Annotated in this window: 15 protein-coding genes; 8 read left to right on the top strand and 7 right to left on the bottom strand. The window is 61.9% G+C overall.

Annotated features, from left to right (window positions below; translation table 11 throughout):
- Nucleotides 1-70 precede the first annotated feature (70 nt).
- Nucleotides 71-1,561, bottom strand: a complete 1,491-nt coding sequence (locus CAF65_RS24350; RefSeq protein WP_085718563.1) for an aldehyde dehydrogenase — start codon at nucleotides 1,559-1,561, stop codon at nucleotides 71-73.
- Between the two features lie 526 nt (nucleotides 1,562-2,087).
- Between CAF65_RS24350 and peaA the strand changes: the two genes are divergently transcribed.
- From peaA to peaD, 4 genes are all read left to right on the top strand, one after another.
- Complete coding sequence (gene peaA / locus CAF65_RS24345) at nucleotides 2,088-3,668, top strand: quinohemoprotein amine dehydrogenase subunit alpha (protein WP_085718562.1); 1,581 nt, start codon at nucleotides 2,088-2,090, stop codon at nucleotides 3,666-3,668.
- Between the two features lie 82 nt (nucleotides 3,669-3,750).
- Nucleotides 3,751-5,181, top strand: coding sequence for a quinohemoprotein amine dehydrogenase maturation protein (gene peaB, locus CAF65_RS24340; protein ID WP_085718561.1), 1,431 nt, complete (start codon nucleotides 3,751-3,753; stop codon nucleotides 5,179-5,181).
- Nucleotide 5,182: 1 nt separating this feature from the next.
- A complete protein-coding gene (qhpC, locus tag CAF65_RS24335; protein ID WP_008016081.1) occupies nucleotides 5,183-5,506 on the top strand; it encodes a quinohemoprotein amine dehydrogenase subunit gamma in 324 nt (107 codons plus the stop codon).
- Nucleotides 5,507-5,544: 38 nt separating this feature from the next.
- Nucleotides 5,545-6,663 carry a quinohemoprotein amine dehydrogenase subunit beta gene (gene peaD, locus CAF65_RS24330; RefSeq protein WP_085718609.1) on the top strand — a complete coding sequence of 373 codons (1,119 nt, stop codon included), beginning with the start codon at nucleotides 5,545-5,547 and terminating at the stop codon, nucleotides 6,661-6,663.
- An 84-nt stretch (nucleotides 6,664-6,747) separates the two neighbouring features.
- Here the strand turns inward: peaD and CAF65_RS24325 are convergent, their stop codons facing one another.
- Together CAF65_RS24325 and CAF65_RS24320 are read right to left on the bottom strand one after the other, a co-directional pair.
- Complete coding sequence (locus tag CAF65_RS24325) at nucleotides 6,748-7,152, bottom strand: lysozyme inhibitor LprI family protein (protein ID WP_085718560.1); 405 nt, start codon at nucleotides 7,150-7,152, stop codon at nucleotides 6,748-6,750.
- 66 nt (nucleotides 7,153-7,218) lie between these two features.
- Nucleotides 7,219-7,617 (bottom strand): GFA family protein, encoded by a 399-nt coding sequence (locus CAF65_RS24320; RefSeq protein ID WP_085718559.1) that lies wholly within the window; start codon nucleotides 7,615-7,617, stop codon nucleotides 7,219-7,221.
- Nucleotides 7,618-7,815: 198 nt separating this feature from the next.
- Here CAF65_RS24320 and CAF65_RS24315 point away from each other — a divergent pair, with 198 nt between their 5' ends.
- A complete protein-coding gene (locus CAF65_RS24315; RefSeq protein WP_085718558.1) occupies nucleotides 7,816-8,298 on the top strand; it encodes an SRPBCC family protein in 483 nt (160 codons plus the stop codon).
- A gap of 293 nt (nucleotides 8,299-8,591) precedes the next feature.
- On the opposite strand, the gene inhA is transcribed toward CAF65_RS24315, so the two are convergent.
- Entirely contained in the window at nucleotides 8,592-9,278 is a 687-nt protein-coding gene (gene inhA, locus CAF65_RS24310) for an isonitrile hydratase (protein WP_085718557.1), read from the bottom strand.
- An 87-nt stretch (nucleotides 9,279-9,365) separates the two neighbouring features.
- Here inhA and CAF65_RS24305 point away from each other — a divergent pair, with 87 nt between their 5' ends.
- Nucleotides 9,366-10,349: a GlxA family transcriptional regulator gene (locus CAF65_RS24305; RefSeq protein ID WP_085718556.1), complete on the top strand. Its 984-nt coding sequence runs from the start codon at nucleotides 9,366-9,368 to the stop codon at nucleotides 10,347-10,349.
- A 38-nt stretch (nucleotides 10,350-10,387) separates the two neighbouring features.
- Here CAF65_RS24305 and CAF65_RS24300 read toward each other — a convergent pair whose 3' ends face one another.
- The 3 genes from CAF65_RS24300 to CAF65_RS24290 all read right to left on the bottom strand — a co-directional run bounded on the left by CAF65_RS24300 (nucleotide 10,388) and on the right by CAF65_RS24290 (nucleotide 13,420).
- Nucleotides 10,388-11,020, bottom strand: coding sequence for a BRCT domain-containing protein (locus CAF65_RS24300; protein ID WP_085718555.1), 633 nt, complete (start codon nucleotides 11,018-11,020; stop codon nucleotides 10,388-10,390).
- 11 nt (nucleotides 11,021-11,031) lie between these two features.
- Nucleotides 11,032-11,421, bottom strand: coding sequence for a hypothetical protein (locus tag CAF65_RS24295; RefSeq protein WP_085718554.1), 390 nt, complete (start codon nucleotides 11,419-11,421; stop codon nucleotides 11,032-11,034).
- A 175-nt stretch (nucleotides 11,422-11,596) separates the two neighbouring features.
- A complete protein-coding gene (locus tag CAF65_RS24290) occupies nucleotides 11,597-13,420 on the bottom strand; it encodes a glycoside hydrolase family 15 protein (RefSeq protein WP_085718553.1) in 1,824 nt (607 codons plus the stop codon).
- Nucleotides 13,421-13,661: 241 nt separating this feature from the next.
- Here CAF65_RS24290 and CAF65_RS24285 point away from each other — a divergent pair, with 241 nt between their 5' ends.
- Entirely contained in the window at nucleotides 13,662-14,396 is a 735-nt protein-coding gene (locus CAF65_RS24285) for a thioesterase II family protein (RefSeq protein WP_085718552.1), read from the top strand.
- A gap of 244 nt (nucleotides 14,397-14,640) precedes the next feature.
- A complete protein-coding gene (locus CAF65_RS24280; protein WP_085718551.1) occupies nucleotides 14,641-23,874 on the top strand; it encodes a non-ribosomal peptide synthetase in 9,234 nt (3,077 codons plus the stop codon).
- The last annotated feature ends 12 nt before the right edge of the window (nucleotides 23,875-23,886 follow it).

The following is a 23,886-nucleotide window of genomic DNA, read 5'->3' as shown; positions in this document are numbered from 1 at the left end:
TCCCACATGGGAATGCGTTCCACTGTGGGAGCGAGCCTGCTCGCGAAGGCGGCCTAAAGAGCGGCGCAAATCATAACTTGATCAACACCGACTTAAGCTCCGTGTAATGCTCGATCGCTGCATACCCCATCTCACGCCCGATCCCGGACATTTTGTAGCCGCCGAACGGCAGCGCCGGGTCCAGGGCGCTGTGGCAGTTGACCCACACCGAGCCTGACTTGATGCGCGGAATCATCCGGTGCACCGCCGCCAGGTCATTGGACCAGATGCTCGCCCCCAGGCCGTAGGGGCTGTCGTTGGCCATGCGCAGGGCATCGGCTTCGTCGTCGAACGGGATGGCCACCAGCACCGGGCCGAAGATTTCTTCCTGCACCAGAGAGTGCTTCTGATCGACGTCGACAATCACCGTCGGCTTGACGAAGAACCCCGGGCCGAATTGCTCACCGCCGCAGGCGATGGTCGCGCCGCTTTCCCGGCCCTTTTCGATGTACCCGTAGACGCGCTCCTGCTGCCGTGCCGAGATCAACGGCCCCATTTCGACGCTCGGGTCCAGGCCGTTGCCGAGTTTCATGGCGTTGGCGATATCGCTGATGTCCGTTACCACATTGTCGAAATGCTTGCGCTGTACATACAGCCGCGAGCCCGCGCAGCAGACCTGGCCCTGATTGAAGAAAATCGCGCTGGCGGCCCCGGCCGCGGCGGTTTTCAGGTCGGCGTCGGCCATGACGATGGTCGGCGATTTACCGCCCAGTTCCAGGGTGACCCGGGTCATGGAGTCCATGGCGATCTTGCCGATCTGCTTGCCCACGGCGGTGGAGCCGGTGAAGGTCAGCTTGTCCACCAGCGGGTTGTGGGTCAAGGCCGAACCGGCGGTAATGCCGGTGCCTGTGACCACGTTGAACACGCCTTCGGGATACCCGGCTTCCAGTACCAGCTCGGCGAGTTTCAGCGCGGTCAGCGGGGTTTCGTCGGCGGGCTTGAGCACCACGGTACAACCGGTGGCCAGGGCCGGACCGAGTTTCCAGCAGGCCAGCAGCAGCGGGAAGTTCCAGGCGACGATGGCGCCGACCACGCCCACCGCTTCGCGACGGATGAAGCTGTGGAACTGGTCGTTGGGCATCAGCGGTGCCGACACGTCAACCGTGGAACCTTCGATCTTGGTCGCCCAACCGGCCATGTAGCGCAGGAAGTCGATGGCCAGTTGCACGTCCATCACCTGGGCCACGGCCGCGCTTTTACCGTTGTTCAGGCATTCCAGTTGCGCCAGCAGTTCGGCGTCTCGCTGCATCAGGTCGGCGAGTTTCCACAGCAGGTTCTGCCGCTCCCGGGGGCGGGTGCGGGTCCAGGCGGAATCGTCGAACGCCTGGCGGGCGGCGAGTACCGCGCGGTCGACATCTTCTGGCGTTGCCCGTGGCACCACGCACAACACCTCACCGGTGGCCGGGTTGTGCAGGGGCATGGTCTGGCCGTCGGCGGCCTCGACCCAGTCACCGCCGATCAGCATGCGCGGGGCGCGTTGGATGAAGGCTGAAGTGGCGGGAAGCAAGTGTGGGAGCGACATGATGAAACCTCGTCTTGTTCGTGTGGCGAGGTCATTCGCAATGGCTGTGCCAGTTGTGTTTTTTCGGCCCGAAGGCCCCGTTTGCCGGGGCATGACAGATTCTCTGCGGATCACCCTGCGATTGATAAACGTCGCAAATTGCGACGACGTGAGACGTCCCGAACACAACACCCTGTAGGCGCGAGCTTGCTCGCGATGGGCGAAAGAGCACCACGTTTAGCCTGTAAGCACGCGATATCGTTAACGACCATCGCGAGCAAGCGCGCTCCTACAGAAAACTATGTTTGTCTCAGGCTGAAACAGTTGTCGCGAAATTAAACGTGGAACGCCGACGACGCGATTGGCAAAACACCGGCCATTATCGGCAAATCATTGATTCATTGAGGTATTCGTAAGCTGGCACGCTCTGTGTATTGCACATCTCAGACGTTTCTCTTGCCTCCGTCAGCGGATCAAAGCTGACGGCAGAAACCATAAAAACGATAAGCCACAACAATAAGAACGCACCGTGCGAGGTTCGACGTTGATGAAGAGAAAACTCCGATCAGGCATGAGTGCCAGCCTGCTGGCAGTAGCCGCTTGTGTAGCGCTGCATTCGCCTCATAGCCTGGCAGCCCGCGACGCCCAGACAATCCTCAAGGAAACCTGTCAGGGCTGTCACACCCCGGAAGCCGATAACGCCCTCAGCCGCATCAGCCACCAGCGTAAAACGCCGGAAGGCTGGCTGATGAGCATTGCCCGGATGCAGACCATGCACGGTTTGCAGATCAGCGATGACGACCGTCGCACGCTGGTCAAATACCTGGCCGATACCCAGGGCCTGGCGCCGAGCGAAACCGACGGCGTGCGCTATGCGCTGGAACGGCGGCTCAACACGGTCGAGAAATTTGACGACCAGCACAGCCAGATGTGTGGCCGCTGCCACTCCGGTGCGCGGGTGGCCCTGCAACGGCGTCCGGCCCAGGAGTGGGAACGCCTGGTGAACTTCCATCTCGGTCAGTGGCCTTCCCTGGAATATCAGGCGCTGGCTCGGGACCGCGACTGGTTCGACATCGCCCGCAAAGACATGGTGCCGCTGCTGGCCAAGCGTTATCCGCTGGACAACCCGGCCTGGAAAAAATGGCAGAGCGTGGCGCCCAAGGCCGATGCTCTGGTGGGCGACTGGAGTTTCAGCGGTCACTTGCCGGGCAAGGGTGAACTGGCCGGTGTCATGACCGTGAGTGCCGATGGCAGCGACACCTTCAAGGTCAGCGTCAAGGGCCAGTACGCCGACGGCAGTCCGTTCAATGGCGACGGCAGCGCGATTCTCTACACCGGGTATGAATGGCGCGGCAAGGTGACCATCGATGGCGTGACCATGCGCCAGGTGTTCGCCGCCCAGGGCAATGCGATGCAGGGCCGGATGTTCGAGGCCGAGCACGACGAGCGCGGCCTGGACTTCGTCGCCGCCAAACAGGGTTCCCAGCGTTTGCTGGCGGTGCAACCGGGCTACGTGAAGGCCGGCAGCGAAACCGAAGTGACCCTGATCGGCAGTGGCCTGACCGGCAAACCGGACTTCGGCAAAGGCGTGGAAGTGGTCGAAGTCGTCTCGCAGAGCCCGGAACAGATCAGAGTCAAACTCAAGGCTGCGGCCAATGCCCAACCGGGCGCGCGTGCGGTCACTGTCGGTACGCTGAAAGGCCCGCAGCTCTCGGTCTATAGCAAGATCGACGCGGTCAAGGTCGTGCCGGAATTCTCGGTAGCGCGGATTGGCGAGGGCGGCGGCTCGACACCGAAAGTCCAGGGCCGTTTCGATGCCGAAGCCTGGGGCAAGGGCGCCGATGGCAAGCCGTATCGCATCGGCGTGTTCCCGGCGCAGTGGAAGGTCGAGGCCTTCGACGACCGCGCCAGGGAAGACGAAGACGTCAAGTTTGCCGGCACCATGCAGGCCGACGCCGGCGTGTTCACCCCGGGCGATGCCGGGCCGAACCCGGCGCGCAAGATGTCCACCAACAATGCCGGCAACCTCAAGGTGATCGCTGCCGTTGACGACGCAGGAAAATCCCTGACCGGCGAAGGCCACATGATCGTGACCGTGCAACGCTGGAACAATCCACCCATTCCATAAGTTGGCTGACCGTTAATCGCATCAGATACTTTTCGGAATGATCGCAAGTCCCGCCAGCCGGGGCTTGCACAGGAGGTTTGCCATGGGCGCTATCTTGAATCTGGTCGAACGCAACCTGCACGAAGTGCAGGTCGATGCCGACCGCATGCTGTTTCACATCCCCAGCAGTTCGCTGTTCGCCAGCGATGAACTGACGGGCACTATCATCGATACCCTGCGCGGCCCCGGCTGCTCCTCGGACGACCTGATCCAGCGTTTGGCCGCGCGTTTCAACGGTGAGGAAATCACCGAAACCCTGCGCGAGCTGATGGCCCTGGAACTGGTCAGCGACGGCTCACCGCTGAGCCCGGACATCGCCACCAAACGGGTCGAGCGCACGGCGATCAACACCGTGGTACTCAACGTCAATACGGGCTGCAACCTGAGCTGCACGTATTGCTACAAGGAAGACCTCGACAAGCCATCGGCGGGCAAGAAGATGGACGTCGAAACGGCGATTGCCTCGGTGGAAATGCTGCTGCGCGAATCGCCAGACGAAGAGCGTTTCACCGTGGTGTTCTTCGGTGGCGAACCGCTGAGCAACCGCAAGCTGATCGAGTACTTGGTCGATTACTGTGAGAAGCGTTTTCGTGAGGCCGGCAAGTTCGTCGAGTTCGTGATGACCACCAACGCCACACTGCTCACCGAAGAAACCGTGGACTACCTCAACGCCCACCGCTTTGGTCTGTCAGTGAGCATCGACGGTCCGAAAACCGTGCACGACCGCAACCGCATCACCGTGGGCGGGCAGGGCACCTATGACGTGGTGCGGCGCAAGGCCCAGATGCTGCTGTCGCGCTATAACAGCCGTCCGGTGGGGGCGCGGGTGACCCTGACCACCGGCGTGACCGACGTCGAAACGATCTGGGATCACCTGTTCAACGAACTGGGGTTCGCCGAAGTCGGCTTTGCTCCGGTGACCTCCGGCGACATCAGCAGCTTCAACCTCACCAGCGATGAACTGGTGCAGGTGTTCGCCAACATGAAAAAACTCGGCAAGCGTTACCTGGAGGCGGCGCTGGAGCACCGCAACATCGGCTTCTCCAACCTGCACCAGTTGATCACCGACATCCACGAAGGCCACAAGAAAGCCCTGCCGTGCGGCGCTGGCCTGAAGATGCTGGCCGTGGATCACAAGGGCGAGCTGAACCTGTGCCACCGCTTTACCGGTTCGAGCCTGCCGACCTTCGGCAACGTGCACAGCGGCGTGAAACAGGTGGAGTTGAACGACTTTCTGTCCCAGCGCCTCGACCGCACCAACACCGGCTGCGACGACTGCCAGATCCGCAACCTGTGCTCCGGCGGCTGCTACCACGAGAGCTACGCCCGTTACGGCGACCCAACGCACCCGACCTATCACTACTGCGAACTGATGCGTGACTGGGTCGACTTCGGCATCGAGGTCTACACCCGGATCATGGCCAATAACCCTGCGTTCATCAGCAGTTACATCACTCCGCGCAAGGCTCACTGATATGAAACATCTCAAGGCAATCAATAACAAAGCGTTGAAGCTGGATCAGGCCGCGGACGAGAACCGCATCGAAGAAGTGGTGGCGATGAGCTCCGTGGCGGGCTGCGCCTCGACCACCGACCCGGGCTGGGAAATCGATGCGTTTGGCGGTGTGTCGTCGCTGTGCCAGCCGATGGAGGCCGACCTCTACGGTTGCTCCGACCCGTGCTGGTGGCCGGCCCAGGTGCCCGACATGATGAGCACCTACCCGGACTGGAACAAGGATGCGCAAGCCTCCAACGACAACTGGCGCAACCTCGGCACTGTCTTCCCGAAGGACAAGTGATGCCTTTGAAAGCAGCGTACAAGAAGAAGGATTCCAGCATGCACAGCATCAAAGCCTGCGGCCTGGCCGCGTTCGCCATCCTGAGCACCTGTTCGGTCAATGCTCTGGCTGATGAAAACACTGCTCTTCAGGATGGTCACGAGTACATGTTGACCACCAACTACCCGAACAACCTGCACGTGATCGACCTGGCCACCGACACCCTGTTCAAGACCTGCAAGATGCCCGATGCCTTCGGCCCCGGCACCGTGCAACTGTCGCCGGACCGCAAGACCGCCTACGTGCTGAACAATCACTATGCGGATGTCTACGGTGTCGAACTGGACACCTGCAAACAGGTGTTCCACGCCAGTATCACCCAGAAGCCGGGGGAGAAAGCGCGGTCCATGTTCGCCTTCACCCTCAGCCACGACGGCAAGGAACTGTTCACCGTCGCCAACCCGACCTTGATGCTCAACGATCACTACGAGGTGCAGCAACCTCGGCTCGATGTATACAAGACCGACGGTGGCATGGACGCCAAACCCGTGCGCAGTTTCCCGGCGCCGCGGCAGCTGACCATTATGCAAAGCGGTGACGACGGCACGCTGTACGTGGCAGGGGCGGATGTCTACAAGGTCAACGTGCAGACCGGCAAGTTCGACGTGCTGATCCCCAGCCGGCACTGGAAACGCCCGAACTACAGCGCGCCGGACGTGCTCTACGTGTGGAACCAGCAGACGTACCGGCATGACTTCTCGCTGCTGTACACCGCGGCGAAGTTCAAGGACAAGAAGCAGGACCCGGCCACCGCTGAATACCTGTATGGCCTGTTCAGTGTCGACCTGAAGACCGGTAAGACCGAAACCACCGACTTCGGGCCCCTGACGGAGATCTACTTCAGCGGCATGCGCTCGCCCAAGGACCCGAACCTGATGTTTGGCGTGCTCAACCGACTGGCCAAGTACGACATCAAGCAGAAGAAAATGCTGCAGTCCGCCACGCTCGATCATTCCTACTACTGCATTTCCTTGAACAAGGACGGCAGCAAGATCTACCTGGCCGGGACGTTCAACGATGTGGCGATCTTCGATGCCGACAGCCTCAAGCAGGTCGGCAGCATCAAGATGCCGGGCGGGGACATGGCGATTACCACGGCGCAGGTGTTTGTCCGGTAAATCGTGGCGTCTGAACTGACGCTATCGTCGGAGCGCCGCCCGGGGCGGCGTTCCGACGATGGGGCCCGGACAGACGCTGGAGTGTCAAACCCCCGGCACCGGACACCCCAGATCCCCCTCCTGACACTTCAGGTAAGTCTTGAACGTCTCCACCCGCGCCTTGGTCAATTCAGTCACGCAATTGCCATAGATCAGCGGATACACACTCCCGCCTTCCACCCCGGACGCCGAGAACTTGCACTCGGCATCACGAAACGCAATCCACGACCGCTGCGCTCCCACCAGCAACTTCTTGCTGTCGGGATTGCCCTTCAGGCGCGAAGTGATTTGCTGGTAAAGCGCATTCAACTCCTTGTCCGCCGCCGCATTCTGCTGCGCCGCGCACTGGTTCATCGTGGCCTGGTCGGTGGCGTTGTCGCAGTTCACGGCAGCATGGGCCAGGGAGGTGAACAGCAAAGGCGTCAGCGCCAGGAGAAAACGTGCGTGCATGGCAGAAACTCGCTGTGACAGGGGAAGTTTGGGGGTGCAGTGTAGCGCTCTGGGAAGTTCAGTCATCTACGTCTGCCATTGCGGGTACTTTTTTACCGCCTCATATTCAAGCCAAGGCTGCTCATGGGATGTCCAGATATGCGCCTGTGGTGTCATTTTCGGGTCATCATCCAGTGTCGCTACCCGAACAATCACATGGGGCTGGGCCGAACGCTCTGCCATCAGGTGTGAACCGCAGGCCGAACAGAAATGCCGAAACTTGCCCGGTGACGATTCGTAGCTCGTCAGCCGGTCTTGCCCCTTGATCCAGCGAAAGTGCTCGCGCATCACCCCGGCAGTCGATGCAAAAGCCGCTGCGTGTGCCTTGCGGCAGGTTTGGCAATGGCAGTGACTGATGGGCATGTCGAGGCTATCGAGCTGGTATTCGATGGCCTTGCACAGGCAACTGCCGCGCAGTTTTGTCATGTCGCTATCCTTTTCGATATTTTTTCGAGGGAGAACGTTAGCAGCTTCGACCCTCTGACTTTGTGATTGCCCCAGAACTTATCACCGCACATGCAACCGAATATCACAGATATGGTTGATTGCTCATCCCGATTGGTACAACTTTAGGGTTGGTCTTGTGGTCTTACTGACCTACTGTTCAAGTACAGGAGGTGACTTATGAACCCAACATCTGATCGCATTGAAAGGAAAGTCCTGCTCAAAGCCAAGCGTTCACAGGTCTGGCGTGTGCTGGCCAATGCCGAAATGTTCGGACAGTGGTTTGGCGTGGCGCTGGAAGGCAAGCGCTTTGTGGCAGGCGAGTGGACCCAGGGGCAGATTACTTATCCCGGTTATGAGCATTTGCTTTGGAATGTACTGGTAGAGCGGGTCGAACCGGAACGGCTGTTTTCGTTTCGTTGGCATCCGTATGCGGTAGAGCCTGATTTCGATTACTCCCAGGAGCCCACCACACTGGTGAAATTCGAACTTGAGGATATGGACGACGGCACGTTGCTCCACGTCTCCGAGTCCGGTTTTGACCATGTTCCCCAGCATCGCCGCCTCAAGGCATTCCGTATGGACAGTCGCGGCTGGGATGAACAAATGAGCAATATCGAACAGTTTCTACTGGCCAGGGCACACGAACATCAGGGTGTTTGAGCGAAACTCGCGGCCTCCGAGCCTGAGGCGTCTAAGGGTTTTCGGAAGGTGGCTTATAGCCAATGTCTTACACGCGATGGTAGTGATATCTCCTGTTACAAATTGGATCCGATGCGTATTCTGGCCTCACCCACTGAAGCACAGGATGTGCTCAGGATCATGGATGATCGACCATATGCAAGGAACGCAGCGACAAGGAGTCGTCATGGTCTTGGAAAAACCCGCTTCGGCGGGTTTTTTTGTGGGCGCAGGAAAAGTAGTGGCGGCAGGAACCGGGTTCCCGCCGCTTTTTTTCACTGTCGGTCGAGTTTCGCCGCTGCGCGCTCGGTGATTTCCGCCCGCAGTTTCAACGAGCCGGCAGCCCGTTGGCGAGCCTCTTCCAGCACACTGACCGGGGCCGTCTCGGGGCTGCCCGCAGTAAACGGCGGGGCCGGGGCGTATTCCAGTTGCAGCTGCACCAGCTCGGCAGTGGCCTGGTCGAACAGCTCGGCGGCTAGGGTCAGGGCGAAGTCGATACCAGCGGTGATGCCGCCTCCGGTCAACAGATTGCCGTCACGAACCACCCGATCGTTCACCGCGATTGCGCCCAGCGGCTTGAGCAATGGGTGATACGCCCAGTGAGTGGTGGCGCGTTTGCCTTTGAGCAATCCCGCCGCGCCCAGCACCAGCGAGCCGGTGCACACCGACGTGATGTATCGGGCGTTGGCGGCCTGAGCGTTGAGAAAGCCCAAGGTCTGGTCATCCTCCATCAACGGCCCGACGCCGCTGCCGCCGGGCACGCAGATCACGTCCAGCGCCGGGCAATCTTCAAAGGTGGTGGTCGGCTTCAACTGCAGGCCGGTGCTGGCGGTGACCGGCATCAGGTCTTTCCAGATCAGATGCACTTTCACATCCGGCAGAGAGGCCAGCACGTCATAAGGGCCGGTCAGGTCCAGTTGCTGAACCTGTGGAAACAACAAAAAACCGATCTGCAGCGCCATGGTGTTTTCTCGTGAAGTGGGTGGACGGTTTGACTGTAGGCCCGTAGGCTTTGGCGTATACGCCAATCTCCCCACGAATTACGCCAAATGTCGAAAACCATCCACGTACTCGCTTTCGCCAACGTGCAAATACTCGACGTCACCGGGCCGTTACAGGTGTTCGCTTCGGCCAACGACATAGCCCGTCAGCAAGGCCTGCCGCCACCCTACGCACCGACGGTGATTGCCAGCGGCGGCGGGGCGGTAATGTCGTCAGCGGGGTTGGCGCTGTTGGCCGAACCGTTGCCGGATGAGGGCACTGATACCCTGATCATCGCCGGTGGCTGGGGTGTATACGCAGCGGCGCAAGATGCGCCGTTGGTCGCCTGGGTGCGCGAGCATGCCCGTGGCTGCCGGCGGGTTTCCTCGGTATGCACCGGTGCGTTTCTGCTGGCGGCCAGCGGCTGGCTCGATGGCCGGCGCGTGGTCACCCACTGGACCCGCTGCGAGCAATTGGCGCAGCAGCATCCGCAACTGCACGTCGAACCCAACCCGATCTTCATCAATGACGGCCCGGTCTGGACCTCGGCCGGGGTCACGGCCGGCATCGACCTGGCGTTGGCCATGGTCGAAGAAGACCTGGGGCGCACCATGGCCCTGGAAGTCGCCCGGCAACTGGTGGTGTTTCTCAAGCGTCCGGGTGGCCAGTCGCAATTCAGCGTGACCCTGTCATTGCAACAGAAAGGCAACCGTTTCGACGAACTTCACGCCTGGATCAGCGAAAATCTGACCCGGGACCTTGGCATCCCGACCCTGGCCTTGCAGGCCGGGATGAGCGAACGCAGTTTCGTGCGCCACTACCGCGCCGACACCGGCCAGACCCCGGCCCGGGCCATCGAACTGATCCGCGTCGAAACCGCACGGCGTCTGCTCAGCGATACCGGCGTGCCGATCAAGCGGGTGGCGGTGCAATGCGGCTTCGGCAGCGAAGAAACCCTGCGCCGCAGCTTCCTGCGGGCCATGGGCGTGACACCGCAGGCTTATCGGGAGCGGTTTTCGGTCAGTGTTGGTGCAGATCCAGTGGAGCGTTGAGCATCTTTTAGCCTGAGCCTGATGCAGTTACCCCACGGTCACCCGAACAGTACCCTTTGCCAGTGTTCTTCACTGATGATCGCGATAGGAACACCGCTCTCTCTTAGCTCAACCGCTTTTTTGATCTTGGTTCCATAAGTGCTATGAAGCCACTGATCGTTTCCGATGCTGCCCACCACGAGATAGTTGGTTTTTCTGCTGACCGAACCACCGATCTGACCGCCGCGTTCGACAATAAGCGATTCACATTCCTTGCGCGGACCGTAAGCCATGACTCCGGTGAACAGAAAAACCCGATCAACCCAGTTCAGTGTGGGGGCAGGGTTGTCGAGTGGAAGACTGCAAGGCGTTGTGAAGATCTGGTCAGAGCCAACGGGCAGACCTGCAAACTGGTGCAGCATATCCAGTAGCTCAGCCGACTCTTCGGAGTCCAGTACCCCATCACTCAGCATGTCGGAGAGGCGTTTGTAGAGGATGTTCACGACCGGATCACCCAGATGACACAAATGAACTTCGATCCAGCTCTTGAGAAACTCGGCTTCCTGCTGGTTGATCTGACCATCGGCAGCGAGTCCAGCCGTAATGCCTACCAACGCGTCGGCTGAACGTCTATCAATGCGTGCTTCGTGGAAGAACCCACTGTTTTGAAATTCCTGATGCAAATCGACCATCGTCCCTGCTCCTAGGATTCAACTTCCGCTATTTGATTGAAATACTTCGCCCGATCCGGCGTAAACGTCACCACCATCCCGGTTCGCGAGCAAGCCAGCGCCCGCTCCTGGTTCAAATCAACATCCAGATCTTCCCCACGCAACCCTTGCCACTGCGCGAGGTACTTGAGTGAACCGTACTTTTCGAGTTTCTTCAGGCTGCGGCTGACGCCACCTTTCCAGCCCAGTACCGGCAACTCGCCGGCGAGGCATTGTCGGGCGAGGTCGGGGAAGCGGGCAGCGCGCTGGCGGCCGACTTCCCAGCATTTGATCAGGCCCTTGTCGTCGGCCTCCCAGAGTTCTTCGCGGTTCAAACCGGTTCGGAGCGGGGAGGCGATGCTGCGATGGATGCGTTGGGTCATTCTGGTTCCTTGAATTCGGGTGGTTCTGCACAGCTCCGCTGTACCCGTTCAGCAAGGATGTTAGGTGGGGATGTCATGGCTGGCAACAAGGTATTCCTAGGAAGGCTCCGACGGTAGTTGTTTAAAAATGCAGGGCTTTGATTTGCGCAAAACCTGTGGTGTCAGAAACTTGTGTTCACGGCTGCCAGACGCTTTTCTCCCCACTCAACCTCCGGTCCAGAAAACACGCTGCACTGATCAACGCCAGATGCGTCAGCGCCTGCGGCGTGTTGCCCATATGCCGGCCGTGGCTGTCGAACTCTTCGGCATACAACCCCAACGGGTTGGCGTACCTGAGCAACTGTTCGAACTCCAGGTGAGCCTTGTCGAGCTGGCCGGCGCGGGCCAGGCATTCGACGTACCAGAACGAGCACGCGGCGAAGGCGCCTTCGCTGCCGGGCAGGCCGTCGATCTGATTGTCGTCGTTGCGGTAGCGGTAGATCATGCCGTCGCGCACCAGATTCTTTTCGATGGCTTTCAGAGTCGCCAGCCAGCGCGGGTCGCGGGCGCTGACGAAGCGCACCAGCGGCATCAGCAGCATCGAACCGTCCAGGCCCGTACCGCCGATGTGCTGGACGAAATGCCCGCGCTCTTCACTCCAGAAGTTCTCCCAGATGTCGGCGTAGATCGCCTGGCGGGTCTGGTCCCAGCGCGCGAAGGGTGCCGGCAGTGAGCGTTTTGAAGCGAGGCGGATGGCGCGGTCCAGGGCGACCCAACACATCAGCCGTGAATGCAGGAAATGGTATTGCGCGCCGCGCATTTCCCAGATGCCGACATCCTTTTGCTCCCAGGTTTCGCAGACCTGATCCACCACTTCCACCGTGTGTTTCCAGCCTTCATGGGAAATGGCTTCGCCGTATTTGTTGACCAGGTAAATCGCGTCCATCAGCTCGCCAAAGATATCGAGCTGGACCTGTTCGTATGCCTGATTGCCGATGCGCACCGGTTGTGCGCCTCCATGACCGGACAGATGCGCCAGCTCGACTTCCGGCAACTCTTGGCGACCGTCGACGGCATACAGGATGTTGAGTTTCATCGGCTTGCCCCGACAGTCACTGATCCGACCGCGTAACCAGCGCATGTAGGCGTTGGCCTCTTCGACGAAACCCAGGCGCATGAACGCATAGACAGTGAATGATGCGTCGCGGATCCAGGTGAAGCGATAGTCCCAGTTGCGTTCGCCACCAGGGCTTTCCGGCAGGCCGAAGGTGGCAGCAGCGAGAATGGCGCCGTGTTTGCGCGAGGTCAGCAGCTTCATCGCCAGGGCCGAGCGGTTGACCATTTCGCGCCAGCGGCCACGGTAGTTGGACTGGCCGATCCAGTCGCGCCAGAACTTCAGGGTGCGCTCCAGGCACAGTTGTGCAGCGCCTTCCTTGAAGCGCGGATCGTCAAGGGCGCCGAGCAGGAATTCGCTGGTCTGGTCTTGTTCGAGGGTGAATCTGGCGACCGCCACGTTGGCGTCGATGCGCAATGTCTGATTTGAAGAGAGCCGCAGTGTCGGTTGGTCGGCAGCCTCAAAAACTACATCCTTTTTGTCCTGGCGTGCGCGAGTGTTGGCGCGAGCGTAGTCATGGCGCACCGCGCAGCGCATGTGGAAGGTGGCGCGGCCGCTGACCACACGGATCCGCCGCATCAGCAGAGGCAGGTCATCCTCGGTGTCACCGACAGGCAGCAGATCGGTGACTTCGACCACGGCCCGATCACTGAGCCAGCGGGTCAGCAGCACATTGGTGTCGGGCAGGTAGATCTGCTCGCGACGGGCGTCCGGCAGGTCCGGTGACAACTGGAAAATCCCCGCCTCGGGGGTGTCCAGCAGCGCGCAGAAGATCGACGGACTGTCGAATTCCGGCCAGCAGAAAAAATCCACGCTGCCCTTGTCGTTGACCAGCGCCGCGCTGCGCATGTCGCCGATGATGCCGTGGGCGTCGATGGGGCTTTGGCGTTCGGGGTGATCAGCCATTGTCGCGATACTCCGGGAACCTGGGGCCTAAGCAGGTGACTGGTTTGGGTGTCCGAGAGTTCACTTGGCGAGGTGGTTGTGGTGGTCTTGCGGGCCGCTTCGCGAGCAAGCCCGCTTCTGCATTGGGCGGCGTACGCAAATCAACTGTGGGAGCGAGGTCGCTTCCACAGGGTTATTCATATGGCTAATTCCTGGGGCTCCTCGTCCGTTCTTCAAGCAGACAATTTTCGAGGAACGCCCGGTGACCCCGCTGACATTGCTGTGCCTGCCCTATTCGGGCGCGAGTGCCATGGTCTATAGCCGCTGGCGGCGCAAGCTACCGCAGTGGCTCAGGTTGCAACCGGTGGAGCTCCCGGGGCGTGGTGCGCGGTACGGTGAGCCCTTGCATACCAACATACGCCGTCTGGCGCTGCAATTGGCCCATGAACAGAAAGCCACGCTCAAGGCGCCGTACGCGTTGTTCGGGCACAGCATGGGGGCGTTGCTGGCCTGCGAGATGGCCCACGCGTTCCGCTTGCTGGGTTGTCCGGAACCGGTAGCGCTGTTCGCCTCGGGCACCGCCGCACCGACGATGCGCGCCGACTACGACCGGGGTTTTGCCCAGCCCAGGACCGATGCCGAACTGATCGAGCAATTGCGCACTCTCAACGGCACCAGCGAAGAGATTCTGGCCAATGCAGAGTTGATGAGCCTGACCCTGCCGGTGCTGCGTGCGGATTTCCTGCTGTGCGGACGTTTCGAGCCGATTCGACGCCCGTTGCTCAAGTGCCCGGTGCACGTGCTTGGCGGCAAGGCCGATCGCGCCACCACCGAGCAGTTGATCGGCTGGAGCCAGGAAACCCGTGGCAGTTTTTCGGTGGATATGCTGGCGGGCGGGCACTTCTTCATCCATGAGCAGGAAGCGAAAGTGCTGCAGGTGATCAAGGATCATCTGGAGGTGCATCATCGGCGGCATGGATTGATGGCGGTGGGCTGAGACGATTTCAAATATCACCTGAAAAGCTGTGGGAGCGAGCCTGCTCGCGAAAGCGATGTGTCAGACACCATTGATCTCGACTGACACGCCGTCTTCGCGAGCAGGCTCGCTCCCACAGTGGTTTTCATTGCGCTGTTTTGCGCATTTCACCTTCCGCCTGATCCGCTAATTTTTCCCGCCTGCATTCGTTTTATAGGGACGACGCGCCTTTGCGCTTCCTGCCTACTGATGCGGATGCTGATAGATGAATGCTGAAGACTCCTTGAAACTTGCTCGCCGGTTTATCGGGTTGCCCCTGGAAAAGCGCCAGATGTTCCTTGCGGCCTTGCACAAGGAAGGCGTGGATTTCACCCGTTTTCCGATTCCGGCCGGCATCGAGGCCGAGGATCGCCAGGCGCTGTCGTATGCCCAGCAACGCATGTGGTTTCTCTGGCAACTGGACCCGCATAGCGGCGCCTATAACCTGCCGGGTGCGGTGCGGCTGACCGGGCGCTTGAATCTGCCGGCGCTGAAGCAGTCGTTCGCCAGCCTGGTGGCGCGGCATGAAACCTTGCGCACGGTGTTCCAGCGTCAGGCCGATGACAGCTTGCTGCAAGTCCCCACCACGGCACAGCTGCAGATCGAACAAGTGGATTTCAGCGCACTGCCTGCCGAGGAGCGCGAACGGGCCGTGGCGCAAGCCGCCGAACAGCAATCGATGTTGCCATTCAATCTGTCGACCGGTCCGCTGCTGCGGGTCACCTTGCTCAAACTCGCGGGGCTTGAGCACGTTCTGTTTCTGACCCTGCATCACATCGTGTCCGACGGTTGGTCGATGAACGTGCTGATCGATGAATTCATCCGCAGTTACGACGCCTTCGATGCGGGCACTCAGCCGCAACTGGCACCGTTGCCGATCCAGTACAGCGACTACGCCTTGTGGCAGCGCCGCTGGCTGGAGGCGGGCGAGCAGGCGCGGCAACTGGCGTATTGGCAGGCGCAATTGGGTGATGAACATCCGGTGCTTGAATTGCCGCTGGACCATTCGCGTCCGGCGATGCCGAGCTATCGCGGCAGCCGTTACGAATTCGCGGTCGAGGCGCACCTGGCCGAGCAACTGCGCAGCACCGCGCAGAAGCACAACATCACTCTGTTCATGCTGTTGCTCGGTGCCTTTAACGCTTTGCTGTATCGCTACACCGGGCAAACCGACCTCCGCGTCGGCGTGCCCATCGCCAGCCGCAACCGTGCGGAAATCGAAGGCCTGATCGGCTTCTTCGTCAACACCCAGGTGCTGCGTACTCAACTGGACGGCCAGACCCGGGTCTACGACCTGCTGCGCGCCATCAAGGAAACCGCCCTCGGTGCCCAGGCCCACCAGGACCTGCCGTTCGAGCGCCTGGTCGAAGCGCTGAAACTGGAGCGCAGCCTTAGCCACACACCTTTGTTCCAGGTGATGTACAACCACCAGCCGCACGTGGCCGACATGGCCTCGGTCAGCACTGCGTCCGGCCTGATGCTGGGCAGCATCGACTGGCAAAGCCGTACCACCCAGTTCGACCTGACCCTCGACACCTGGGAGAAGGGCGGCAAACTGCACGCCGCGCTGACTTATGCCAGCGACCTGTTCGAGGCCGAGACGATCGCGCACATGGCTCGGCACTGGACGCGCCTGTTGCAGGCGATGGTGGCTGACGGGAACGCGCGGATCGGCGAATTGCCGATGCTGACGACAGAGGAGCAGCAAGTGCTGGTGCAGGACTGGAACCGCACCGCCGAGGCGTATCCGGTCGATCAGTGCCTGCATCAGTTGATTCAGGCCCAGGCCCGACGCACCCCGGACGCGCCGGCGCTGGTGTTTGGCGAGCGTCAGCTGAGCTACGCGCAACTCGATGCCCGTACCAGTCAACTGGCTCACTGCCTGCGCGAGCAAGGTGTCGGCCCGGATGTGCTGGTGGGCATCTGTGTCGAGCGTTCGCTGGACATGGTCATCGGCCTGTTGGCGATTCACAAGGCCGGTGGCGCTTACGTACCGCTGGACCCGGAGTACCCGGCCGAACGCCTGGCCTACATGATCGACGACAGCGCGATTGGCTTGCTGCTCACCCAAAGCTCGTTGCTCGGCACACTGCCCACCGATGGCGTCAAGGTCATCGCCCTGGATCAGGCGCAAGACTGGCTCGATGGCTACAGCGAGACCTGCCCGCAGGTTGACGTGCATCCGTTGAACCTGGCCTATGTGATCTACACCTCCGGCTCCACCGGTAAGCCCAAAGGTGCCGGCAACAGTCACGCGGCGCTGGTCAACCGTTTGTGCTGGATGCAACAGGCTTACGCAATCGATGGCAGCGACTCGGTGCTGCAGAAAACCCCGTTCAGTTTCGACGTGTCGGTCTGGGAGTTTTTCTGGCCGCTGATGACCGGCGCACGCCTGGTGGTGGCACCGCCGGGTGCGCACCGTGAACCGGCACAGTTGATCCGCCTCATCGGTGACTACGGCATCAGTACGCTGCACTTTGTGCCTTCGATGCTCCAGGCGTTCATCCATGAGCCGGGGGTCGAGGCCTGCACCCGCCTCAAGCGCATCGTGTGCAGCGGTGAAGCCTTGCCGCTGGATGCCCAATTGCAGGTCTTCAAAAAACTGCCGGGCGCCGGGCTGTACAACCTGTACGGTCCGACCGAGGCAGCCATTGATGTCACCCACTGGACCTGCATCGACGAGGGCGCCGACAGCGTGCCCATCGGCCGGCCCATCGCCAACCTGCGCACCCATGTACTGGATGCACAGCTGCTGCCGGTACCGGCTGGTGTGGCGGGGGAGTTGTACCTTGGCGGTGCCGGCCTGGCGCGCAGTTATCACCGGCGTCCGGCGCTCTGCGCCGAGCGTTTCGTGCCGTGCCCGTTCCATGATGGCGCGCGCTTGTACCGCACCGGCGACCGCGTGCGGCAGCGCGCCGATGGGGTGATCGAATACCTCGGGCGCCTCGACCATCAAGTCAAATTGCGCGGCCTGCGCATCGAACTGGGGGAAATCGAGACTCGGCTGATGCAGCATGCGCTGGTGCGCGAGGCCGTGGTGCTGGTGCAGGGTGGCAAGCATCTGGTGGCGTATCTGGTGCTGGACAACGCCGGCACCGACCCGCAGTGGCCACAAACCCTCAAGGCCTGGCTGCTCGGCAGCCTGCCGGAATACATGGTGCCCACGTACCTGATGCCGCTGGACGCTTTGCCGGTGACCGCCAACGGCAAGCTCGACCGCAAGGCTTTGCCGCAACCCGACGCCGCGCCGCAGCAGGCATTCGTCGCGCCGCAAAATGCGATGCAGGCCGCGCTGGCGCAGATCTGGCAGGAAGTATTGGGCGCAGAGCGTGTGGGCCTTGAAGACAATTTCTTCGAGCTCGGCGGCGACTCGATCATTTCCATCCAGGTGGTCAGCCGCGCCCGCCAGGCTGGTATTCGCCTCAGTCCGCGTGACCTGTTCCAGTACCAGACCGTGCGCAGCCTGGCGCTGGTCGCGGCGTTCGACAGCCGCAGCACCATCGATCAAGGCCCGGTCGGTGGCGCGGTGATCCTGACCCCGGCGCAGCATTACTTCTTCGAACAGGCCATCGCCCAGCGTCAGCACTGGAACCAGTCGCTGCTGCTGACGCCCCGGGAAACGCTGAATCCGCAAGCACTGGAACGGGCGTTGGTCGCCGTCATCAACCACCACGACGCCTTGCGCCTGCGTTTCATCGACGGTGACGAAGGTTGGCAGCAGCGCCATGCAGCGCCCGTCGAGTGCGCTGGATTGTGGCAGCGTCAGGCGTCTTCGAGCGAAGCCTTGACCGCCCTGTGCGATGAAGCGCAACGCAGCCTCGATCTGGCAAACGGGCCGCTGCTGCGCGCCTTGCTGGTCAGCCTCGACGATGGCAGCCAGCGCCTGCTGCTGGTGATCCATCACCTGGCGGTGGACGGAGTGTCGTGGCGGGTGTTGCTCGAAGACGTGCAACAGGCTTACCGGCAAGCGGCGTTGCCGGAAAAAACCAGCGCCTATCAAGCCTGGGCCGCACACCTGCAACAACATGCCGGCACAGTCGGTGCGCAAATGCCGTACTGGCAGGCGCAATTGGCGGATGCCCGGGAGCTGCCGTGTGACAACCCGCAGGGCAGTTTGCAGCATCGCCACGGGCACAGGATCGAATCGAAACTGGACGCCGAACTGACCCGGCAGTTGCTGCAACAGGCGCCGGCGGCCTATCGCACCCAGGTCAATGATCTGTTGCTCACGGCGTTGGCGCGGGTCATCTGCCGCTGGAGCGGGCAGGGCTCGACGCTGATCCAGCTTGAAGGCCACGGCCGCGAAGACCTGTCCGACGACCTCGACCTGAGCCGCACCGTCGGCTGGTTCACCAGCCTGTTTCCGGTGCGCCTGCAACCCGAGGCCGGGGCGGCCAGTTCGATCAAGTCGATCAAGGAGCAACTGCGCGCCATTCCCGGCAAAGGCCAGGGGTACGGCGTGCTGCGCTACTTCGGTGAACCGGCGCAGCGCCAGGCCCTGCAACATTTACCGGCACCGCGCATCACCTTCAATTACCTGGGGCAGTTCGACCGTCAGTTCGATGACGCTGCGTTGTTCGTCCCGGCCGCGGAAAGCGGCGGCCAGGCTCAGGGTGACGATGCACCGTTGGCCAACTGGCTGACCGTGGAAGGTCAGGTGTATGGCGGGCAGCTCTCGCTGCAATGGGGTTTCAGCCGCGACATGTTTACCGAGGCCACGGTGCAGCAACTGGCCGACGTTTACGCCGAAGAGCTCAAGGTGCTGATCGAGCATTGCTGCACGACAGCGGCAGGCCAGGTCACACCGTCGGACTTCCCGCTGGCGCGCATCACTCAGGCACAACTCGATGCCTTGCCTGTCCCGGCACCGGCCATCGAGGACGTTTACCCGCTGACGCCGATGCAACAGGGCATGCTGTTCCACACCCTGTACGAACCCCAGGCCGAGGCCTACATCAATCAATTGCGCCTGGATATCCACGGGCTGGAACTGGCGGCATTCGGCCGGGCCTGGCAGGCGGCGATCAACCGTCACGACATCCTGCGCAGCAGCTTCCACTGGCTGGGGCTGGAATCGGCGCACCAGGTGGTTCATCGCCAGATCGACCTGCAACTGCAAGTCATCGAAGCGGCCGACGTTGACCTCGATGCGTTGGCCGCCGAGGAGCGTAGCCGTGGCTTCGAGCTCGGCGCCGCGCCGCTGTTCCGTCTGATGCTGGTGCGCCAGGGGGCGCAAGACTGGCACCTGATCTACACCAACCATCACATCCTCATGGATGGCTGGAGCAACGCCCAGTTGCTCGGTGAGGTGATCCAGCACTATGCCGGCCAGACGTTGGCCAAGCCGTTGGGGCAATACCACGATTATCTGGGCTGGATTCAACAGCAGCCGCTGCTGGCCGCTGAGCAGTACTGGAAACAAGCGCTGGCGGCGCTGGAAACGCCGACGCTGCTGGCGCAAGCCTTGCCGACGCCCGCCGATGGACATGGCATGGGCGAACATCAATTGACCCTTGAGAGTGCCGCGCTACAGCGCCTGAGCGATTTTGCCCGCCAGCAGAAAATCACCCTCAACACCTTGCTGCAAGGCGCCTGGGGCCTGTTGTTGCAGCGCTACACCGGCCAGTCCTGTGTGGCGTTCGGTGCAACGATTGCCGGACGCTCCGCACCGCTGCCGGGCATCGAGCAGCAGTTGGGGCTGTTCATCAATACCTTGCCGATCATTGCCAGTCCGTCAGCGGGCCAATCCGTGGCCCAGTGGCTCAACGACCTGCAAGCCCAGAACCTGAGCCTGCGCGAGTTCGAACACGTGCCGCTGTACGACATTCAGGGCTGGGCCGGGCAACAGGGGGCGTTGTTCGACAGCCTGCTGGTGTTCGAGAACTTCCCGGTGGCTGAAGCCCTCAAGCAAGGGGCACCAGCGGGCCTGACCTTCGGCGCGCTGCACAATCACGAAATCACCAGTTATCCACTGACCCTCGGCATCGAAGTCGGTGCCAACTTGCGTCTGGATTTCAGTTTCGACCGGGCCAGGTTCAGTGCCGAGCAGATCAGCCAGTTGGGCGCCAGCCTGTTGCATGTGCTGGAGCAATTCGTCGCGCAGCCACAACAGGCGCTGGGCGCGATCAGCCTGTTGGACCCCGAGGCGCAGGCAAAGGTGCTGGCGTGTTCCCGTCCGCCTGCGCCACCGATCGACAGTCCGTTGCTGGTCCATCAGCGTTTCGAACAACAAGCGGCGCGCACGCCCGATGCACTGGCGGTGATGGTCGGTGACGAACGCCTGACCTACGCCCGGCTCAATGCGCAAGCCAACCAGCTCGCCCATCGCCTGCGCGCCCATGGTGTGGCACCGGGGCAGCGGGTGGGCCTGTCGGTGCGGCGCAATGCGCAGATGATCGTCAGCCTGATGGCCATCCTCAAGGCCGGTGCCGGTTATGTGCCACTGGATCCGGATTACCCGGCCGAGCGCCTGGCCTACATGATCGAAGACAGCGGCATGGACCTGTTGCTGGCGCAACCGGGCTTGCTGACCGATGTAGCGCTGCCGCAAGGTTTGCCGCGCCTGGCGCTGGAGGTGAGCGCCGATGGTTACTCCACTGAAAACCTGGAAAACCTTGCCAGCGCCGAAGACCTCGCGTACCTGATCTACACCTCCGGCTCCACCGGTCGCCCGAAAGGCGTATGCCTGGCCCATGCCGCACTGCGCGAGTATTGCGTGATCGCGGCGGACTATTCGCAATTGGTCCCTGAAGACCGCGTGCTGCAATTCGCCACGTTCAGCTTCGACGGTTTTGTCGAGCAGTGCTACCCGCCACTGTGCGTGGGCGCGGCGCTGGTGATGCGCGGCGATGAGTTGTGGGACACCGACACGCTTTATCGGCAAATCATCCGGCACGACGTGACCCTGGCCGACCTGCCGGCGGCCTACTGGTTCCTGCTGGCTCAGGAGTGGGCCGCCCAGCCTCGGCGAGACAAGGGGCGTCTGCGCCAGGTCCACGTCGGTGGCGAGGCCATGTCGCTGGAGGGTTTGAAACGGTGGCACGCGGCCGGTCTGGGCGATGTGCGCCTGCTCAATACCTATGGCCCGACCGAAGCCACCGTCGTTTCCAGTACCCACGAATGCACACAGGCCGATACCCGCAATCAGATTGACGTGCCCATCGGCAAAGCGCTGCCGGGGCGCGCGTTGTATGTGCTGGACAGCGAAGGGCACCTGCTGCCGACCGGTTGTGTTGGCGAGTTGTGCATCGGCGGCGACGCCGGCCTTGCCCAGCGCTATCACCAGCGACCGGGCCTGAGCGCCGAGCGCTTTATCGCCGATCCGTTTTCCGGCACGCCGGGTGCGCGGCTATACCGCAGCGGCGACCTGGCGCGCTATCGCGAGGACGGTGCGCTGGAGTACCTGGGGCGCATCGATCATCAGGTGAAGATTCGCGGTTTCCGGATCGAGTTGGGTGAGCTCCAAGCGCACCTGCAAGGCTTGCCGATGATCAGCGAAGCCGCGGTGCTGGTGCACGAAGGCGTTGGCGGCAAGCAATTGATCGGCTATGTGGTGCCGGCTTCAGATGAACTGCTGGACGCTGATGCGCGTCAACTCACCGACACCGTGCGCCGCGCCTTGGGCGAGCGCCTGCCGGACTACATGCTCCCGACGCAACTGGTGTTGCTGGCCGCGTTGCCGCTCAATCGCAACGGCAAACTCGACCGCGCCGCGTTACCGCCCCCGCAGGTTTGGGAGGCCGAAGTCGGCAGCGCACCACAAGGGGCACTGGAAATCGAACTGGCGCAGATCTGGCGGCAGGTGCTGCAGGTCAATCGCGTCGACCGCGAAAACAGCTTCTTCGAATTGGGCGGGCATTCGTTGCTGGCGACGCAAATCGTCTCGCAGATCCGCCAGCGCCTGGGCCTTTCGGTGAGCCTGCGCAGCCTGTTCGAACATCCGCGCCTTGAGGATTTCGCCGCTCAAGTGCAGGCGCTGCAACGCGCCTGTGAACGCCCGGCGCTGGTGGCCGACACCTCTGGCGAACGCCAGCCGTTGTCCTTTGCCCAGCAGCGCTTGTGGTTCCTGTGGAACCTGGAGCCGGACAGTTCGATGTACAACATGCCGGGTGCCTTGCGCCTGCGTGGCCAGTTGAATCCTGAGGCCTTGCGCCAGGCCTTCGACACCCTGGTGCAGCGCCACGCGGTGTTGCGCACCACGTTCTACGAGGAAGACGGCCAGACCTGGCAGCGGGTACACGGGCAATTGCCGTTGAGCTTCGAGGCCAGCGACCTGCGGCATCTGCCGACGCCGGACGTCGAAGCGCAACAACGGGCTCGCGAGGAAGTCGCCCGGCCATTCGACTTGCGCCACGGCCCGTTGCTGCGGGTGCGGGTGCTGCGGGTCGCGGATGACGAGCATGTGCTGTTGCTGACAGTGCATCACATCGTCGCCGATGACTGGTCGTTCCGGGTCCTGATCAATGAGTTCGTCACCCTGTATCCAGCTCTCAACCGTGGCCAGACCCCGCAACTGCCGGCGCACAGCGTGCAGTACGCCGACTTCGCCAAATGGCAGCGTCAGTGGCTGGAGCAGGGCGGTGAGTTGCAACGCCAGCTCGATTACTGGCAGCAGCGCCTCGCTGAACCACAGGCGGTGCTGGAGCTGCCCGCCGATGGCGACCGGCGCACTGCGCAAGAGGGTGCCAGCGCTCATTTCACCTTCAGTGCCGAACTCAGCCAGCAGCTGCGCGACTTTGCCCAACAACGCGATCTGTCGTTGTTCATGCTGCTGCTGAGCGGTTTCACCCTGGTCCTGCGCCAGCGTACCGAGGTCGGTCGGGTGCGCATCGGCACCGATATCGCCAACCGAAATCAAGCCGGGCTTGAAGAAATGGTCGGCTTCTTCGTTAACCAACTAGTACTGCAAGTGGAGGTCGATGCCGGGCAGTCGGCGGCGCAATTGCTGGAGGCCTGTCGCCGGGCGGTGCTGGAGGCTTCGGACCATCAGGACTTGCCGTTCGAGCGTCTGGTGGAGACCTTGCGCCTGCCGCGCCGGGCCGGACGTTCGCCGCTGTTCGACATCAAGCTGATTTACCAGGAAGGCGTCGCTCGCTTGCCGTCGATGGAGGGCCTGCAAGTCGAGGACTTCCCGTCCGGGCGGCAGGCCGCCGAGATCGGCATGGTCGCTGCGTTCTACAACGATGCGCAGCACATCCACTTGAGCTTCGAGACACCGGCCGGCCAGTACCTGCCAGGCACGTTGGAGTGTTTGTCCGAACAGATTCAGGCGGTACTCGAAGCGCTGATACGCAGTGACGGGTTGCAGGTCGGCGAGTTGCTGAGCCTAGCCAGCGATGTCCAGCGCCGTGCCGATACGCGCCAGAGCGAGCAACGCAAGGCCTTGCTCGGTGGCGCCATGGCGATCAGGCGCCGCTCGGCGAACCGGGGCGCGCCGGCAGCGCAATCCGCAGCGGACTGATTCAGTCGGCGG

Origin of the sequence: Pseudomonas sp. B28(2017), from assembly GCF_002113025.1 — a bacterium.
In the GTDB taxonomy this organism is placed as follows: domain Bacteria; phylum Pseudomonadota; class Gammaproteobacteria; order Pseudomonadales; family Pseudomonadaceae; genus Aquipseudomonas.
Note: the sequence above shows the minus strand (reverse complement) of the source record. Positions and strands in the feature narration are given on the sequence as shown.

Excerpts from the sequence above, each read along its gene's own strand:
- CAF65_RS24350 (WP_085718563.1), bottom strand. The coding sequence starts at position 1,561 with ATGTCGCTCCCACACTTGCTTCCCGCCACTTCAGCCTTCATCCAACGC.
- peaA (WP_085718562.1), top strand. The coding sequence starts at position 2,088 with ATGAAGAGAAAACTCCGATCAGGCATGAGTGCCAGCCTGCTGGCAGTA.
- peaB (WP_085718561.1), top strand. The coding sequence starts at position 3,751 with ATGGGCGCTATCTTGAATCTGGTCGAACGCAACCTGCACGAAGTGCAG.
- qhpC (WP_008016081.1), top strand. The coding sequence starts at position 5,183 with ATGAAACATCTCAAGGCAATCAATAACAAAGCGTTGAAGCTGGATCAG.
- peaD (WP_085718609.1), top strand. The coding sequence starts at position 5,545 with ATGCACAGCATCAAAGCCTGCGGCCTGGCCGCGTTCGCCATCCTGAGC.
- CAF65_RS24325 (WP_085718560.1), bottom strand. The coding sequence starts at position 7,152 with ATGCACGCACGTTTTCTCCTGGCGCTGACGCCTTTGCTGTTCACCTCC.
- CAF65_RS24320 (WP_085718559.1), bottom strand. The coding sequence starts at position 7,617 with ATGACAAAACTGCGCGGCAGTTGCCTGTGCAAGGCCATCGAATACCAG.
- CAF65_RS24315 (WP_085718558.1), top strand. The coding sequence starts at position 7,816 with ATGAACCCAACATCTGATCGCATTGAAAGGAAAGTCCTGCTCAAAGCC.
- inhA (WP_085718557.1), bottom strand. The coding sequence starts at position 9,278 with ATGGCGCTGCAGATCGGTTTTTTGTTGTTTCCACAGGTTCAGCAACTG.
- CAF65_RS24305 (WP_085718556.1), top strand. The coding sequence starts at position 9,366 with ATGTCGAAAACCATCCACGTACTCGCTTTCGCCAACGTGCAAATACTC.
- CAF65_RS24300 (WP_085718555.1), bottom strand. The coding sequence starts at position 11,020 with ATGGTCGATTTGCATCAGGAATTTCAAAACAGTGGGTTCTTCCACGAA.
- CAF65_RS24295 (WP_085718554.1), bottom strand. The coding sequence starts at position 11,421 with ATGACCCAACGCATCCATCGCAGCATCGCCTCCCCGCTCCGAACCGGT.
- CAF65_RS24290 (WP_085718553.1), bottom strand. The coding sequence starts at position 13,420 with ATGGCTGATCACCCCGAACGCCAAAGCCCCATCGACGCCCACGGCATC.
- CAF65_RS24280 (WP_085718551.1), top strand. The coding sequence starts at position 14,641 with ATGAATGCTGAAGACTCCTTGAAACTTGCTCGCCGGTTTATCGGGTTG.